The sequence below is a fragment of the Streptomyces sp. NBC_00249 genome, assembly GCF_026342355.1.
Taxonomy (GTDB): Bacteria; Actinomycetota; Actinomycetes; order Streptomycetales; family Streptomycetaceae; genus Streptomyces.
In genome coordinates this window covers 798,990-814,082 of the sequence record NZ_JAPEMV010000003.1, presented here as the reverse complement: position 1 = coordinate 814,082, position 15,093 = coordinate 798,990, and the positions used below count along the sequence as shown (strand labels likewise).

Sequence of the window (15,093 nt, the reverse complement as noted above, 5' to 3'; positions counted from 1 at the left end):
TCACTTGTTTCGTTCGTACGGGTGTGACACATGTGGTCCGGACGGGCGCCGGCCGGTCAGCTCAGGCCGGCGCCGGCTCCGTCCGCGCTCGGGCCTTCTCCAGGCCGCGCACCAACGGCGGCGCGGCGAGCCCGAGCAGGGCGAAGAGCGCCGCGAGGACCAGCCAGCCGGTCGCCGCCGTGCCGACGACCAGGGAGGTCATCAGCCACGGCCCGGCGAACTGCTGGAGCCCGCGCCCCAGGGAGAACACCGCCTGGTACTCCCCCTGCCGGCCCGCCGGAGCGAGCCCGAAGGACAGGCCCCAGCTCGCCGACGCCTGGTACAGCTCGCCGAGGACGAGCACCAGCGCGCCGCCCAGCAGGGCCGCGCTGTCCAGGAGCGCACCGTGTCCCCCGCTCACCGCGAAGACCAGGCAGGACGCCCCCAGTGCCCACCCCGCCCAGCGCAGCATACGTGCCGCTGCCGCCGGGGTACGCGCGCCCTTGCTGACCGTGACCTGGAACAACAGCACCAGGACGGTGTCCAGGATCAGCAGCCCGGACACCAGCAGCGCGGGCGCGTCGGTGCCGGTGACGATCCATAGCGGCAGACCGACCGTCAGCAACGGGTGGTACAGCTCCAGGGCGCCGCACACCAGCGCGACCGCCACATAGCGCACGTCCCGCAGCGCGGCGCTGCGCAGCACCCCGCCCGGCGCCTCGGCGGCGGCGGCCCGGGGCCCGGCGCCCGCGGGCAGCCGCATTCCGAGCAGCACGGCGACGGAGACCAACTGGAGGGCGGCGTTGGCGAGGACCGTGGCGTACAGGGCGGTCGAGGTGCCGGCCGCGATGGCGGCTCCGGCCAGCGCGGCGCCGCCGAGGAAGCCCAGGTTGAACAGGCTGCGCATCTGCGCGCTCACCCTGACCCGTTCCGCCTCGCCCACCAGCGCGTCGGTGAGCGACGCCTGGAGCGCGCCCGCCGAGGTCTCCAGGACCGCGATGGCGCAGGCGACCGCGAGGAACGCGGCGAAGCCGTCCACCAGGCAGTACGTGGTGAAGCCGACGGCCGCGAGCAGGAAGTTGACGGTGAGTACCCGGCCCGCGCCGAGCCGGTCCGCGAGTCGGCCGATGGGCACGGTGCAGACCAGACCGCAGAGCCCGGCGACCGACAGGGCGAGGCCCACCCGCTGGGCGGGGATGCCGATGGTCCGGGTGAAGAAGACGGCGCTGGAGGTGAGGAACACCCCGAGCCCCAGGGACTGGATGAGCGTGAGGACGCCGAGTCTGCGCGCGTTCCCGGCGGCCGGAAGGATCTCCCGGAACCAGGCGTGCAGCATGCCGTACCGGCGTGCCTCAGCCATGCGGCTCAGCTCCCTCGGCCCGCTCGGTCCGCAGCCCGTACACCTCCATCGCGGTGTGCACGGCGGCGCGGACCCCGGCGGCGCTCCGCCCTCGGAACCGGAAGATCCCGCAGCCCTCGTCATAGCTGCCGGGCCCGGTCATGATCTGGCCGATCGCGGGCAGTTCCTCGTGGTAGACCTCGGGGACGGCCGACCCGGGCGAGGTGCGCGCGACGACCCGTCCGGGCAGCTCGCGCGGGGCGGGGTAGATGAGCCAGCCGCCGGCCCGGGGCCCGACCGGTTCGGACGGCTGCCACAGCGGGGGCAGGCCCAGGGCCGCCCGGAACGCCTCGGCGAACAGGTCGATGCCGTAGAGGTCGACGTGCAGGAACGGCACCTGCGCGCCGCCCGGCCGCAGCCCGACCTCCAGGAACACCAGCTCGCCCCCCGGACGTCGGATCGCCTCCAGGTGGAACGCCCCGTCGCGCAGCCCGAGCGCCCGCAGACAGCGGTCGGCGAACGTGGTGAGCTCGTCGCGCTGGGGGCCCGGGTCGAGCAGGACCGAGCCCAGCGGGCGGCCGTGCGCGTAGTCCAGGCAGGTGTGGACGTACTGGGAGGCGGTGACGAAGTGGAGGCGGCCGGAGCGGCGGACGCCGTCGACGTGGAAGATGTCCCCGTCGACGTACTCCTCGCACTCGTACGCCTCGGGGTCGACGCCCCCCAGCGCGTCGCGCAGTTCGTCGGTGCTGTGGACGACCGTGACTCCCTGGGAGCCCGCCGCGGCGCGCGGCTTGAGGACCAGGGGCAGACCGCCGAGGGCGTCGACGACCGCCTCCGCCGAGGGCGCGTCGTCGAGGCTCCGGAACCGGGGAACCCGCAGTCCGGCCGCGCCCACCGCGCTCTTCATGGCGGGCTTGTCCTTGAACCGCTGGACGAGGTCGAGGCCGTAGCCGCCTGGGACGCCGAGTGCGGCCGAGAGCCGGGCGGCCGTCAGGATGTCGTACTCGGACTGGCCGAAGACGGCCTCGGGCGTGCCGTGCCGGTCCGTGATCTCCCGTACGAGGGGCTGCAGGTCGTCGTGGTCGAGGCTGTCGCGCACATGGACCTCGGTCGCCCCGTCCTGGTCGAGCGCGGGCAGCCCGCCGGGCGTGGTGAGGTACACCATCCGGCAGGGGTGGCCGTCGAGGAAGCGGTGGTATTCGCCGAACTCGTCGCCGGAGCGGTTGAGGACGACGTACAGCGGTGTGGTCCGGTCGGTCACGCGTCCGCTCCCGGTCGCAGGGTGTCGGGAAGGCAGGCGTCGAGATCGGCGGCGCTCACCCGGCCGAAGCCGGGCGCGGGCCGGTCACGGTGGGCCGGGGTCCTGGCGAGGAAGGCCGCCGCGCGGGGCTCTCCGGCGCCGCCGAGACTCTGCCAGACGAGCTCGGCGAGGTCCGGCATCACCGGGAACGCCAGCAGGGACAGGCCCTTGAGCCACCAGTAGGCGCCGTCCTCGGCCGCGTGGGCGACCGCGTCGTCGGCGCACCAGCGGTCGAGCGCCGCGACCGCGCGCCGGGTCGAGACACGGGCGCCGTCGAGCGCCGCGGACTGCTCGGCGAGCAGGGATTCCAGGAGGTCGGCGACGGCCGGGGCGGGCGCCTGCGGCGGCCCCTCGGGCAGCCGGCTCCAGGCGGCGTCGATCCGCTTGCCGAGGCCCTCGGCGAGCGTGGCGTTCGCGGTCCGAAGGAAGTCCGCCGTCTCGAAGCTCGCCGCCCCGGACTCCAGATCGGCCCCGGCGAGGTAGTACCGGACGGTGTCCACGCCGATCGCGGGCGAGGCGGCGATGTCGGCCGCCCAGATGGCGTGCCGGGCGCTGGTGGAGAACTTCCGCCCGGCCAGCCGGTAGAAGTTGTTGATCAGGCACCGGTCGTACGGCTTCATGTCGCCGTGCAGCAGGCTGGTGCCGACGATCGAGACCAGGGTGGGGATCACGTTGTCGATCCCCAGGGTGGTGATGGTGGTGACCCCGGAGTCGGGGTCGAAGGCGTTCACGCCGGTGCCGGAGAGCCGGCCGTGGACGGCGCCGGCGAGGCGGGCGAACATGAAGATCCCGGCGTACGGGAAGAGGGCGCGCGGCACGTCCGGTTCGGCGGCGGGCAGCGGAAGTCCCCACGTCTGCGGGGCGCTCAGCCGTACGGTCAGGCCGTCGCGCTCCAGGAAGCGCGCCACGGTCGCCCGGTAGCGGTCGGCGACGCCCAGGTCCACGAGCGTGCCGTCCAGGAGGTCGCGGTCCGGCAGCCGCAGGAAGAGGCTGGAGATCTCCCGCCAGGTCAGCGGCCCCTCCTCGAGCAGGGGGCGCGGCTCGACGACCGACTCGGGCAGGAAGTGCGCACTGCACTCCTCGCAGAAGTAACTGGCGATGCCCGCACCGCACTCGGGGCAGCGGCCCTGGAGCCAGCCGCCCACCACCCAGCGGTCCGACGCCGTGCAGTAGGGCACGCGCTCGGTGCGTGTCAGCACCGCGCCCCGGCCCGTCAGCCGCTCGATCGAGGCGGCGACCTCCTGCTCGAACTGCTCTCGCCAGGGCTGCTGATCGGGGACGATGAACGCGTCGATGCCGATGCGCAGCGCGGCCAGGTCGTCCTGGATGCGCTGTCCGTAGCGGGCGGCGACCTCGCCGGGCGTGGAGTCCTCGGCGTGCGCCCTGAGCGTCACGTACGACTCGTACACATCGCTGCCGGTGATCACCAACGGCAGGTCGCCCCGGACCCGCAGATGCCGCGCGATCATGTCCGACCACAGGAAGGGGCCGCCGATGTGGCCGAGGTGCAGGGGGCCGTTGGGCGTGGCCTCGGGCGGCACCAGGAGGTAGTGCCGGGGGGTGTGCGTGTCCCCGGTCAGCAGGCTCATGTTCGCGTTCTCCGATCGAGCAGGTTCAGTGCGTCCTCGGCCATGGCCGGGGCGAGTCGGTAGCCGGAGCCGGAGCCGCCGATGGCCATGACCACGTCGTCACCGCCGACCGTGTCCACGACCGGCAGGTGGCCGGGGGTGAAGCAGTCGCTGAAGACGCGGCCGCCGAGCAGGTGCGGCAGGAAACCCGGTACGTGCCGGGCGAGCAGGGCTCGGGCGAGTTCCCGGTCGCGGGCGTCGATGGCGAGCGGTTCGTCGGGGCCCCGGTCCCAGTCGGGTGAGGTGATGCTGAAGATCCAGTGGCCGCCGGGGTGGTGGGGCAGCAGGAAGGCGTCGGCGTCCTCCAGGACGAGTGCCGGGGCGCCCGGCGGGGGCGGCGTCATGATGTGGAACGCCACCACCTTCTTGACCCGGGCCCCGCGCTCGCGGGCCGCCGCCGCCACGGGGCCGTCGAGGACCCAGGGGCCGGGCGCGAGGACCGCCTTGGCGGCGGTGATCCGGCTGCCGTCGGCGGCGACCAGTTCGACGCGCCCGCCCGTACGGCGTACTTCGGTGACCCGGAAGCCCTCCAGGAGGGTGTTGTCCGGGCGGCCGAGGACCTCGTCGAGAAGCCGGTCGGCGAGCCATTGGGGCTGACCTGCCGTCATGGGTGCGGTGGCCAGCAGGACTTCGTGGCCGCCGTGGGCGAGCCCGGGGAACGTCCGGTCGAGCAGGGCCCGCTGCTCCCCGGTGACCGGGCGGGTGCGGCCGCCGTCGGCCATGGTCGCGTCGAGCGCGGCCGTGTTCTCGCGCGCCACCAGCCAGCGGACGTCGACCGGCGTGCGTCCGGCGTCGCCGAGTCCGGCGGCGAGCTCGTCGAAGAGCGCGGTGCTGCGGGCGGCCAGGGCGCGCTGGGCCGGGTTGTGCCCCGTGGGCGTGTCGAACCCGGCCGAGAGACGGGTCGCGCCCGTCCCCCGTCCGGCGTGCGTGATCACGGCGACGCGGCGGCCCTGGTCCCGGCGCACGGCGTAGTACGCGGCGAGGGCGCCGACCGCGCCCGCGCCGAGGACGGCGAGGTCGTAGTGGGGCGCCTCACCGGTCCCGGTGGTGCGCTCACTCATCGGGCGCCGACCACCAGAAGGAGTAGATGACCAGTTCCTCGCCCTGGTCGGCGAAGATCTCGTGGACGGCCTGCGAGGCGAAGCCCACCAGGGAGCCGGGCCCGACGAGCGACCGTTCGCCGTCCACCTCCAGGGTGCCTGATCCGGCGTGGACCACCCAGATCTCCTGGACCGCGTGCTGGTCGGGCGAGCTGGTCCCGCCCGGCGGCACGGTGAAGCGGGCCGTCTTGAACGGCACGCGGGGGAAGACCGAACGGGCGAAGTCCGCCTCGGCGACGGTCACTCCGTCGGGTTCCACTTCGGTCGGACCGAAGGGGACCAGGACGCCGACCGCATCGGCCTGGAACTGCGTGACCTGACGGGCGGTCATACCGGATACCTCGTCTCACCGAGCATGCTGTTGAGGATGACCGCGCTGCGCCAGGCGAGCAGGCTGAGATTGGGATCGGCGACGCCCCAGGAGTGCCGGGCGCCGTTCTGGAGGTAGATCCGGTTCTCCGCAGGCCCGTCCCATGCGACCGAGAAGTCGTCGCCGACGACGAGCTTCCCGCCGTCCCGCCGCAGCCGCGCGTCCAGCGGTGCCATGAAGTCCGGCAGCGCGTAGGCGTATCCGGTGCTCAGGATCACGATGTCGGCGGCGAGCACGGCGGGTGCGTCCGGGCCCGAGGACTCGACGACGAGCTTCCATTCGTCGGGGCCACCCTCGATCGCGGTGACCGCGCTGTCCGCCAGGAAGCGCAGCCTGCCGGGGTTGTTCTCGATGAACTCGTCGCGGTAGCTCAACCGGTAGATGTCCTGCAGGACTTGGAGGTCGATGCCGTCACTGGTGTACTTCTGCCGCTCCAGGAGCCGGGCCTTGTGGTCGGCGGGCAGCGCGTGGAAGCGGCGTACGTAGTCGGGCGTGTAGAGGTCGTTGGCGAACGGCGAGTCGTCCATCGGCAGGAACGACGAGCGCCGGCTGACCCAGGTGATGCTCTCGGGAGCCGCGTCGGCCGCCAGGTGGCGCACGATCTCCGCGCCGCTCTGGCCGCCGCCGACCACGACGACCCGCCGTCCGGTCACCTCGGGGGCCCGCAGCAGGAACTCCCCGGAGTGGAAGACGGTGGGGCCGAGGAAGGGGCGGAACGGCTCGGGAACGGACGGGGTGAGCCCCGTGCCGAGCACGAGATGACGTGCCGTCACATCGTGCTCGCCGGTACGGAGGTGGAAGGCCCCGTCGTGGAAGTCCACACTGCGTACGTCCGCCCCGAAGGTCAGGCTCGGCAGCCGCCCGGCGACCCACTGGAGGTACTGGTTGAACTCGGCGCGCAGGACGGCCGGGAAGTCCGCGGCCAGGAACCGGTAGAGCCGGCCCTCACTCGCGAGGAACGACAGGAACGAGAAGGGACTGGTCGGGTCTACCAGCGTCACCAGGTCCTTGAGCAGCGAGACCTGGAGGGTGGCCTCGGGCAGCAGAAGTCCGGGGTGCCAGGCGAAGCTCTCACGGCGTTCCAGGTGGGCGCCGCGCAGCCCTTCGACCGGATGCGCGAGGGCGGCGAGGCTCATGTTTGCGGGGCCGATGCCGACGGCCACGTAGTCAATTATGTGTGCGTTCATGGTGGGATCCGCCAGGTCAGGCCGGGACGACGAGGTCGCCGAGCGCCTGCCAGCGGTCGAGGGCACCCTGCGGCGAGTCGGCGGTGAACAGGGCGTGGCCGAGGCGCGAGCGGCAGTCCTCGACGCCCGGGATGGTCTCACCCGGCGCGAAGTACACGGCGGTCTCGGTGACTTCCGGCAGTGCTTCCAGCTCGGGCCACCCGGTGAGCTCCTGGTACGAGGAGCGGCCCGCGGCGGAGAAGAAGCGGATGCCGGCGCTCTCGGCCTGCGGCCGCGCGAAGGCGCCGGCCGTCTCCAGGCCGACTCCGAGCGCGGTGGCGACGGCCACCCTGGGCAGGCTGACGCCGGTCACGAGCCGCAGCAGCTCCACGATCCGGTCGCCCGGCAGCCGGGCGCCGATCTCGATGAGCACCGGACCGTCGGCGGCCAGGCGCAGTTCGCAGTGGAAGGGGCCGCTGGTGATGCCGACGGCGCGGACGACGTCGCCGACGTACGCCTCGACGCTCTTCAGGGTGGTGTCGTCGACGAGGGCCGGGGTGAGGTGACCCAGCTCCACGAAGTCGGGCTCGGGGCCGAGCAGCGTGCGGCTGAGGGCGACGACGATGACCTCGCCGCTCTCCAGAACGTAGCCGTCAGCACTGAACTCGGGGCCCTGGACGTACTCTTCGACGAGCACCCGGTGCTCGTGCAGCTTGCCCATGTCGGGCTCCGGGTCGGTCACGAGCCGCTGGAACGCGGCGGTGAGCTGGTCGAGGTCGTCGGCGCGGCTGACGTGGATGCTGCCGGAGCAGGCGACCGGCTTCAGCACGCAGGGGAAGCCGACCCGTTCGGCCGCGGCGCGCAGTTCGGCGTCGGTGGTCGCCTGGGCGAAGCGCGGGGTGCGCAGCCCGGCCTCCGCCACTGCGGCCCGCATGACGCTCTTGTCCCGGACCCGGTCGACGGTCGCCACGGGCAGGCCGGGCAGGTCCAGTGCCGCGGCGACGCGCGCGGTCGCCGTCACATAGATGTCGGAGCCCGGCAGCACCGCCTCGAACGGCTCGGCCCGGTGCAGTTCGAGCACGGCCGCTTCGAGGGCGGCCTGGTCGTTGGTCTCCACCGTCAGCACCGAGTCGGCCGCCGCGCGTACGGCGTCGGAGAGCCGGCGGTCGCCGGAGTCTGCGGTGGCGACGACGACCCGCAGTCCCATCTCGGCCGCGACGCCGATCAGGGTGGCGCCCCCGGAGGAGGCGGGTTCGACCACGAGGACGCGGGCAGGACGGAGTACATCTGTGTGCGGCAAAGCGAAATCCCCCGAGGCAGTGCTGTATGGACCGGACTCGTGATCGCGATCTTGATCGTGATCGTGATCTTTCTAGCCGGGCGCCTTGGTCCCGGTCAATGGATCACCGCAAAAAAATCTGCGGGAGCGAACCCGAGCCGCACATCTTCCGGAACTAGAGCCCTGTCAGCGCATGTTCGGGTCCCGGAAGTGACCGAACACCTTCGTGAAGGTCCTCAGCGGCGAGACGTCCCCTCGGCCGGCTCGGGCGCGGGCGGACGGGGGACGCCGTCACGAACGTGCGGCCCGCCCTGAGGCTGGCCGCGCGGCCGCGCGGCCGCGCACCGCTCACCGTCCCCTTCTTCAAGCCGAGATCGACCCTGCCATGGACATCGAGGCCGCTCGCAAGACCGGCCGGTGAGCGGTGACCGGCGGCGACCGTGTGCACCGCCGGCCAGTCCACCCCGGCAGCAGGGCCACCTCCCCCGCCGAGTCCAGTGCCACGGTCGTGATGCCGCCCTGCCGCTTGGAGTCGGTGTCCACCGAAGCCACCGGCGAGTTGGACCCCGGCTTCACCAGCACATCGAAGTCGACCCGCATCGACGGGAAGTACCAGTCCGCCAAGGACATGGCCGCCGCCATCATCAGCTCGCAGGGCGCCGAGATCACCCGGATGAAAGGGTTCCTCGGCGAGAACGGACCCGGCTGGCCGGGGCCCCGCCGCCTGCGCGGGGCCCCGGTCTTCCGAACCGGCTCAGAACCGCTGTTCGGTGCGCCAGGTCGCCTGGCTGGAGGGGTTGGTCAGGTCGTAGGTCGTACCCGAGAGTCGGCCGTCCGGGCCCCGCTTTCCGGTGTAGCGGCCCACGGGACCGTGCGACCAGGCAATGACGAAGTAGATCTGCTGGCCGTCGACCGAGCCCTCCCGGACGTTGCCCACGGTGTTGCCGGAGCGTACCGACCCAAAGAGGCGCCCCTCGGCGTTCTGCGAGAAGTCCACGCGGACGGTCGCGTTGCTCTGGTAGATGTCGTACACACCGGTGGCATTGAACCCGGGCAACCGGGCGGACTGCTCCGCCGCCGGGGCGGTCGTGGCGCCGCTCGCGGGAGCCGCGAGGCCGGCCCCCGCGACGGAGAGGAGCACCGCGACGCAGGCGGCGGTCAGGAGCTTGGGGGTGCGGGGTACTACGGACATGGGCCCTCCAGGGCGGACGGAACGATCGGGCCCGTTGCATGCTGCACGGAACCTCGGCGGCAGGCTTACCCAGCGCCTTCGCCCTGAGTCCTGACCTCACCCGAACGAGTCCCCGGTGGCTACGGACCGTCAGGCCGTCGCTACGGACACCCCGTCCGGGCGTCCGTCGAGCAGGGCCGCGATGTGGTCCGCGCAGCTCGGGGCGGCCGCGCCAAGTACAGCACCACCAGCGGACAGCTCCCACCACCCCCGCCCGACCCGGCCACACCCGCACAAGCGAAACCCGGCCCCGCCTCGGACACACGACAGCGCGGTCCGCCACCGGATGGGGGCCGCCCCCGCCGGGGTCCGTCAGAGGCAGGCCGCCTCCGCCCCGGCGGGGACCACGCGTAGGGCCTTCACGCCGTCGAGGGTGACGGCCGAGCCCGTCACGTTCGAGCCCGTCCACCGCCAAGCCCCAACGGAGGTTGGTCGCGGTCCACTCCGCGCCGTACTGGCACACTTCGCCGCCAGGTGGACCATCTGCCCGGCGGAGGCGACCCACTGCCCGTCTGGCTGTGGTCCTCCAAGACCGGCATGACCAGCACAGACGTCGACCTGCGGCGGCAAGCGTTCCTCCGCAGATTCGATCTTGAGCACACTGTCCGCTTCGGAAAACAAACCCTCGGCTGGACGCGTCCCAAGCTCCGCACTCCCGAGGCGGCGGACCGGTGGAAGTGGCTCGTCATCGCCGCCCACACCCAACTCCGTCTCACCCGCGAAGCCGCGGCCGTCGTGGGTTTGCTGCGCGAGGAAGCCGATCGGGTCCTTGCCGAGCTGCGCGACGCGGAGCTGTTCTGGGAGCGGTTCGTGACTGCGCGGGAGGTTCTCGCCGAGCTTCTCGCTGGTCCGGGCGGTGGTGCTGACGTCGAGGAGGCTGCCGTGCCGGTTGCGGAGAACACTGCCCCGACGCCGACGCCGAAGGGCGGGGCGATGCCGGGGTCGGGGTCGGTGGTGCCGGTATGGCGGGAAGGTCTTGAGGTGTCGGCGCTGTCGCCGGACTGTCAGCAGATCGTCAGGGTCCTGGCCTCCGCGGAGGCGGCGTTGACCTGCGGGCGAGCACCCGGCCGGCGTCCAGCAGGCGGGCGATGGCCTCGGTGCCGGCTCCGCCCGGGTAGTGCGCGGCGAGGTGGTCGCCGAGATCCGGCCGGCTTCCCTCCAGGTCGGGCGGCAGCCGCAGCCGGACCGGGTCGATGCCGGCGCGCTGGGTGAGGGGCGAGGGGGGTGTCTGGGCTCTGCGTCTCATCGGGGACGGGCCATGCGGCCTACTGCTACTGCTCGGTGAAGGTGCCCAGGTGGTTCGCATCGAGGGACTCGACGCGGACCGTGCCGTCTGCGAAGGTCACGCCGGTGCGGCCGGCCGCCATCTCGCCGGTGGTCTCGAAGCTGAAGGTGTCGCCGTCGTAGTGGGTGAGCGGGAAGAGCATCGGCTTGGGGCCGAGGGCGAGGGTCAGCGTGCCCTTGTTGTCGGCCGTCACGGTCGCCTTGCCGTAGTACGGGTTGTCGTAGCTGCCGGTGTAGGCGGCGCTCTCCTTGGCGGGCTTGGCGGAGGCGGGCGGGTGGGCGTAGTCGGTGGGGGATCGGGCGTTGTCGACCTCCTTCGCGTAGACGGACGCGAGCAGGGGAAGCCAGTCGGTCGTGGCCTTGCCGTGCTGGGCGACGTCGAAGAAATCGAGGGCGACGGCGTCGGCCAGGCCGACGGGGGCGCCGTTGGTGAGGACGACGATGCCGAGCTTCTCCAGGGGGAGCATCGTGACGTTGGCGTTGGTACCGAGTTCGAAGGCGCCGGAGTGGCTCAGGCGCAGCCGGCCGGAGTCGTCGTAGGACACGTTCCAGCCGAGGCCGTAGAAGCCGGCGCGGCCGGAGGGGGAGGTGGGCGGCTGAGAGACGATCTGGGGAACGTGCGTGCGGGCGAGCGTGGCGGCGGGGATGATCCGCTTGCCGTCGAGGGTGCCGTCGGCCAGCTGGAGCCGCAGCCAGCGGGACATGTCGCGGGCGGTGGAACTGACGCCGCCGGCGGGGGCTTGGGCGTCCGGGTCGCGGACGTAGCGGGGGCTCCAGGTGCCGTCCTGGTTCTTGACGTGGGTGGCCGCGTGGTCGGGGGCGTTGACGTAGGCGGAGAACTCGGTGCTGGTGTGGGTCATGCCGGCGGGCTTGAAGAGGGTGTCCGCGCTGAGCTTCTGCCAGGTGGTGCCCTTGGCACGGGCGACGGCCTCGGCGGCGGCGGTGAGACCGGAGTTGGTGTAGGCGTAGCTCGCGCGGAAGGGGGTGAGGGGCTCCAGGCGCAGGTGGTCGAAGATGTACGACTGGTCGTAGCCGAGGTCTTCGAGGAGGTCGCCGGCGTGGTCGGGCAGGCCGCTGCGGTGGGAGAACAGGTCGGCGGTCGTGACGTGGTCGGTGACCCAGGGGTCCTTGAAGGCGAAGCCGGGGAGGGTGACGTGACGGTCCCACTCGTCGGGGGTGCTGAAGGTGCCGGCGATGACGGTGGAGGAGACTGGCTTGGAGACGGAGGCGATCTGGAAGACGGTGTCGGGGCCGACCTTGGCGGGCTCGCCGGTGCGGCGGACACCGAAGCCCTTGAGGTGGACCACCTCGTCGTCGTGGACGACGGCCACAGAGAGGCCGGGGACGCCGGTACGGCGCATCAGGTCGGTGATGGTCTGATCCAGGCGGGCCACGGCCTTGTCGATCTGGGCGTCGGTGAGCTGCGGCTTGGGGGCGGGGGGCGGACTGGGGGCGGCCGTGGCCACCCCTGTTCCGGCCAGCACCAGTGCAGCCCCGGCCGCTCCGAGTGCGCGCAGCGTACGCATGCCGCCATTGTCCCGCCGCCGAGCCGCTCCCGCCTGTCCTGCCCGCGCCCCCTACCGGGGCTCCGCCCCGTGCCCCGCGCCTCAATCGCCGGCGGGGCTGGATTTGGCTGCGTGGGCCTGTGCGGCTCAAGGATCGGGTTCTGCCCCGTGGCCGGCGTTCGACAGCTGTTGTCCTTCCGTACTTGATCGCCGTGTTTTCGCTGGTCAGGCATGGTGCCGTGGTCTCGATGGCAGGCAGGACGTCGTGTCGGTGCGGTCGTGGAGGTTCGGGATGCTGTCGCCGGAGTATCAGCGGGCCGTGACGGTCCTGGGCGACGCGGCCGGGCCGTTGACGTGCAAGGAGCCGGCGACCGGGCTCGGGGTAGAGGGGGCGGCGAAGACGAAGGGGGAAGGGGTTAGGGCCAGGGCGAGGCGGCTGGTGGACCGGGGCTGGCTGGTGAGGGAGCCCTCGGGCCGGTTCACCCTCGCCCCGGGGCCGCGGGACGGCGGGTCATGAGCCGGGTCATCGACCAAAGGATCATCGCCTCGATGGAGTCCGGACGCTGCTCGTAGTCGCGTGCCAGCCGGCGGGAGCGAAGCAGCCAGGCGAAAGATCGTTCCACCACCCACCTGCGGGGCAGCACCACGAAGCCTTTGGCGTCGTCACTGCGTTTGATGACGGTGACGACCAGGTGGAGCGCGGTCAGGGCCCAGGTGATCAGGACACCGGTGTAGCCGCCGTCTGCCCACAATTTCGTGATGGTGGGGAACCGCTCACGCAGGCCAGGGAGCATCACTGTGGCGGCCTGGCGATCGGTGACGTCCCCCGCGGTCACGTTGATCATCAACAGCAGGCCGGTGGTGTCGCAGATCAGGTGCCGGCGCCTGCCATTGATCTTCTTGCCGCCGTCATAGCCCCGGCTGCCGGCGACCAATCCGCTCTCGCGCCAGCGCCGGTAGAAGGCCTAGACCCGGTCCCACGGCGGGAAGTCCACCGGCATCGCCCGCCATTTGATGCCGCCGTCGACCATTGCGCTTTCCCGTACCTGGGCCACCACGACCACTCCCTGAGCGCGGCAGGCCACTCGGGTGGCCCGCGGAAGGAGGGCCGGCTGCCTCGCGGCCCGCGCCCGAGATCGGGCTGGGGCCGCACCGGCCACCTGAGCGGATCCGACTCCTCACCACAAGCAGGGATAGGGCTCGTCGGGGTCGTAGGGAGCCGACGCCACCGGCGGCTTGGCCGAAGCCGGCGCACTGCCTTCGATGGTAAAAGCGAACTGGCGGGGCGGCAGGGGGACGCTGATGAACTCGCCGCCGATGACCCAGCTGGTCGTCTGACCTTCGGGGAGTCGCGCGACGTACTCCCCGTCGTCCAGCCCTACCCAGTCGAAGAACCGCACACCGTCGTCCAGCACTATCCGGCTTGGAGCCTGGAAGTACATGACTTCGCGGCGCCTGCCCGGGGAAACGACTTCGACCTTCCCGGCAATACCGGGTTCCCCCTGGAAAATCCGGGGCGCTTCTATCCTCCGCACGCCGCCCGCCTGGCTGTACGTCAACCGTTCCAGCTTCAGCTGGAGCAGTTTGCGCCCCCAACTCGAGGTGACGATGCGCATGCCCATCCGCGTCCGCGCCACACGCACCCCGTCCTCCGAGGTCCGCTCAATCCAGTCGTCAAAGATCCACACCACAGCCATCGTGGCCCTCTCCACCTTCTCGCGGCACCCGATCAGCCCCCGGCGGCGGGCCGCCTTGGGGATCTTCGCACACCCCCGACGGGTGAGCCCCGCGTCAGTCGATGAGGGTCTGCCGGGCCAGCAGTTCGGAACGGACGAGTTCCAGGAGACGGCCCGTCCAGTTGCGGCCGCGGCCCCCGTTCTCGCCCCAGAAGCCCGAGTCGGCGTCGTCGTAGAGCACGGCCGCGTCACCCGTGGCCAGCAGGATCGCCGCGAGGTCGGGGTGCTGCTCGTACTTGGCGCGCAGCAGGCGGGCCATGACCGCCGTCCGGACCTGCTCCCAGCCTTCGCGCCGCGGCGCCGCGGCCGCGACCGTACGGGCCTTCGCGCCCGACTCCGCCGCCACGACCGCGGTCCGGGCCTCCGGTTCGGCGACGGACCGGGCCCAGTAGGCATGCGCCACCGACGGGTAGGTGACGTCGCCGACGGTGATCGGGGCGGGGTAGTCATTGCGCAGGGCCTGCTTGCCCGGGTCTTCGAGCGCGCGCTGCGGATACGAGTGGTAGATCTTGACCGCGGGGGCGAAGGACTCGGCCGGCCCGTCGGCCGGCACCCGTGAAGGGGCCTTCGCGAGCCACTGCTCGCGGTCCTCGAAGTAGGCGACGGCCTCGTCGTACTCCTCCTGCGTGACCGTTTCCCCGGGCTCGTCCGGGGTCCGGCCTCCGGGTCCGGCCACCAGCACCTGGAGGGGGTGGTCCTTGCGGTCCATGTCGCCGAGCGCGTAGTGCCGCACGGTCTCGGGGACGGCCAGGTAGGCGGCCCGGGCTGCGGCCCGGTTGTCCTCCGTGCGGTCCGCCATGAAGACGTCCACCGCGGCGAGGCAGCGGTCGGTCGAGTCGGGGCGGCCGTTCAGCTCGTCGATGGTGTCGCGGACTTCGGCGAGCAGCAGGTCCGGAGTCAGCCAGGTGCGCGGTTCACCGAACGTCCACGAGGCCAGGTGGTGGGCGGAGGCGCGTCCGCCGTCCGGGAGGTCGGTGGCCACCCATCCGCAGCGGAGCTTCTGCTCGAACTCGTCGAGGGTGACCAGTTCCCAGCAGTCGACGAGGCCGTCGGCGTAGATGAAGAGGTCGGTGAGGAAGTAGGAGCCGCCGTTGCATATGAACGCGTGCCGCCAGGTGCCGGGTACGCGGACGCCGTCCGCCGTGCGATGGGTGATCCGGTTGCCGATCATGCCGT

The 15,093-nt window shown here is 72.1% G+C and carries 14 protein-coding genes and 1 pseudogene; 1 reads left to right on the top strand and 14 read right to left on the bottom strand.

Going from position 1 to position 15,093, the window contains the following annotated elements:
- Nucleotides 1–61: 61 nt before the first annotated feature.
- The 9 genes from OOK31_RS17645 to OOK31_RS17605 form a co-directional block, all read right to left on the bottom strand.
- Nucleotides 62–1,339, bottom strand: a complete 1,278-nt coding sequence (locus OOK31_RS17645) for an MFS transporter (RefSeq protein WP_267088191.1) — start codon at nucleotides 1,337–1,339, stop codon at nucleotides 62–64.
- Nucleotides 1,332–2,579, bottom strand: coding sequence for an acetyl-CoA carboxylase biotin carboxylase subunit family protein (locus tag OOK31_RS17640; RefSeq protein ID WP_267088190.1), 1,248 nt, complete (start codon nucleotides 2,577–2,579; stop codon nucleotides 1,332–1,334). Before OOK31_RS17640 ends, OOK31_RS17645 begins: the two co-directional genes overlap by 8 nt.
- Nucleotides 2,576–4,207: a class I tRNA ligase family protein gene (locus OOK31_RS17635; protein ID WP_267088189.1), complete on the bottom strand. Its 1,632-nt coding sequence runs from the start codon at nucleotides 4,205–4,207 to the stop codon at nucleotides 2,576–2,578. The genes OOK31_RS17640 and OOK31_RS17635 overlap by 4 nt, the downstream gene beginning before the upstream one ends.
- Entirely contained in the window at nucleotides 4,204–5,307 is a 1,104-nt protein-coding gene (locus tag OOK31_RS17630) for an FAD-binding oxidoreductase (RefSeq protein ID WP_267088188.1), read from the bottom strand. Before OOK31_RS17630 ends, OOK31_RS17635 begins: the two co-directional genes overlap by 4 nt.
- A complete protein-coding gene (locus OOK31_RS17625; protein WP_267088187.1) occupies nucleotides 5,300–5,677 on the bottom strand; it encodes a cupin domain-containing protein in 378 nt (125 codons plus the stop codon). Before OOK31_RS17625 ends, OOK31_RS17630 begins: the two co-directional genes overlap by 8 nt.
- Nucleotides 5,674–6,903: a lysine N(6)-hydroxylase/L-ornithine N(5)-oxygenase family protein gene (locus OOK31_RS17620; RefSeq protein ID WP_267088186.1), complete on the bottom strand. Its 1,230-nt coding sequence runs from the start codon at nucleotides 6,901–6,903 to the stop codon at nucleotides 5,674–5,676. Before OOK31_RS17620 ends, OOK31_RS17625 begins: the two co-directional genes overlap by 4 nt.
- 16 nt (nucleotides 6,904–6,919) lie before the next feature.
- Nucleotides 6,920–8,182 carry an ATP-grasp domain-containing protein gene (locus OOK31_RS17615; RefSeq protein WP_267088185.1) on the bottom strand — a complete coding sequence of 421 codons (1,263 nt, stop codon included), beginning with the start codon at nucleotides 8,180–8,182 and terminating at the stop codon, nucleotides 6,920–6,922.
- Between the two features lie 342 nt (nucleotides 8,183–8,524).
- Complete coding sequence (locus tag OOK31_RS17610; protein WP_267088184.1) at nucleotides 8,525–8,830, bottom strand: hypothetical protein; 306 nt, start codon at nucleotides 8,828–8,830, stop codon at nucleotides 8,525–8,527.
- An 85-nt stretch (nucleotides 8,831–8,915) separates the two neighbouring features.
- Nucleotides 8,916–9,353 carry a hypothetical protein gene (locus OOK31_RS17605; protein ID WP_267088183.1) on the bottom strand — a complete coding sequence of 146 codons (438 nt, stop codon included), beginning with the start codon at nucleotides 9,351–9,353 and terminating at the stop codon, nucleotides 8,916–8,918.
- 495 nt (nucleotides 9,354–9,848) lie between these two features.
- On the opposite strand from OOK31_RS17605, the pseudogene OOK31_RS17600 reads away from it, so the two are divergent.
- Nucleotides 9,849–10,124: pseudogene (locus OOK31_RS17600) on the top strand (transposase); the annotation flags it as partial.
- A gap of 283 nt (nucleotides 10,125–10,407) precedes the next feature.
- Here the strand turns inward: OOK31_RS17600 and OOK31_RS17595 are convergent.
- The 5 genes from OOK31_RS17595 to OOK31_RS17575 form a co-directional block, all read right to left on the bottom strand.
- A complete protein-coding gene (locus OOK31_RS17595) occupies nucleotides 10,408–10,638 on the bottom strand; it encodes a hypothetical protein (protein ID WP_267088182.1) in 231 nt (76 codons plus the stop codon).
- A 25-nt stretch (nucleotides 10,639–10,663) separates the two neighbouring features.
- The gene (locus tag OOK31_RS17590; protein WP_267088181.1) at nucleotides 10,664–12,202 is read right to left on the bottom strand and encodes a serine hydrolase; all 1,539 of its coding nucleotides are present in this window, start codon (nucleotides 12,200–12,202) and stop codon (nucleotides 10,664–10,666) included.
- Nucleotides 12,203–12,660: 458 nt separating this feature from the next.
- Nucleotides 12,661–13,116, bottom strand: a complete 456-nt coding sequence (locus OOK31_RS17585) for a transposase (RefSeq protein WP_267088180.1) — start codon at nucleotides 13,114–13,116, stop codon at nucleotides 12,661–12,663.
- A 243-nt stretch (nucleotides 13,117–13,359) separates the two neighbouring features.
- Nucleotides 13,360–13,878 (bottom strand): hypothetical protein, encoded by a 519-nt coding sequence (locus OOK31_RS17580; RefSeq protein WP_267088179.1) that lies wholly within the window; start codon nucleotides 13,876–13,878, stop codon nucleotides 13,360–13,362.
- Nucleotides 13,879–13,972: 94 nt separating this feature from the next.
- A complete protein-coding gene (locus OOK31_RS17575; protein WP_267088178.1) occupies nucleotides 13,973–15,088 on the bottom strand; it encodes an NADAR family protein in 1,116 nt (371 codons plus the stop codon).
- Nucleotides 15,089–15,093 lie beyond the last annotated feature (5 nt).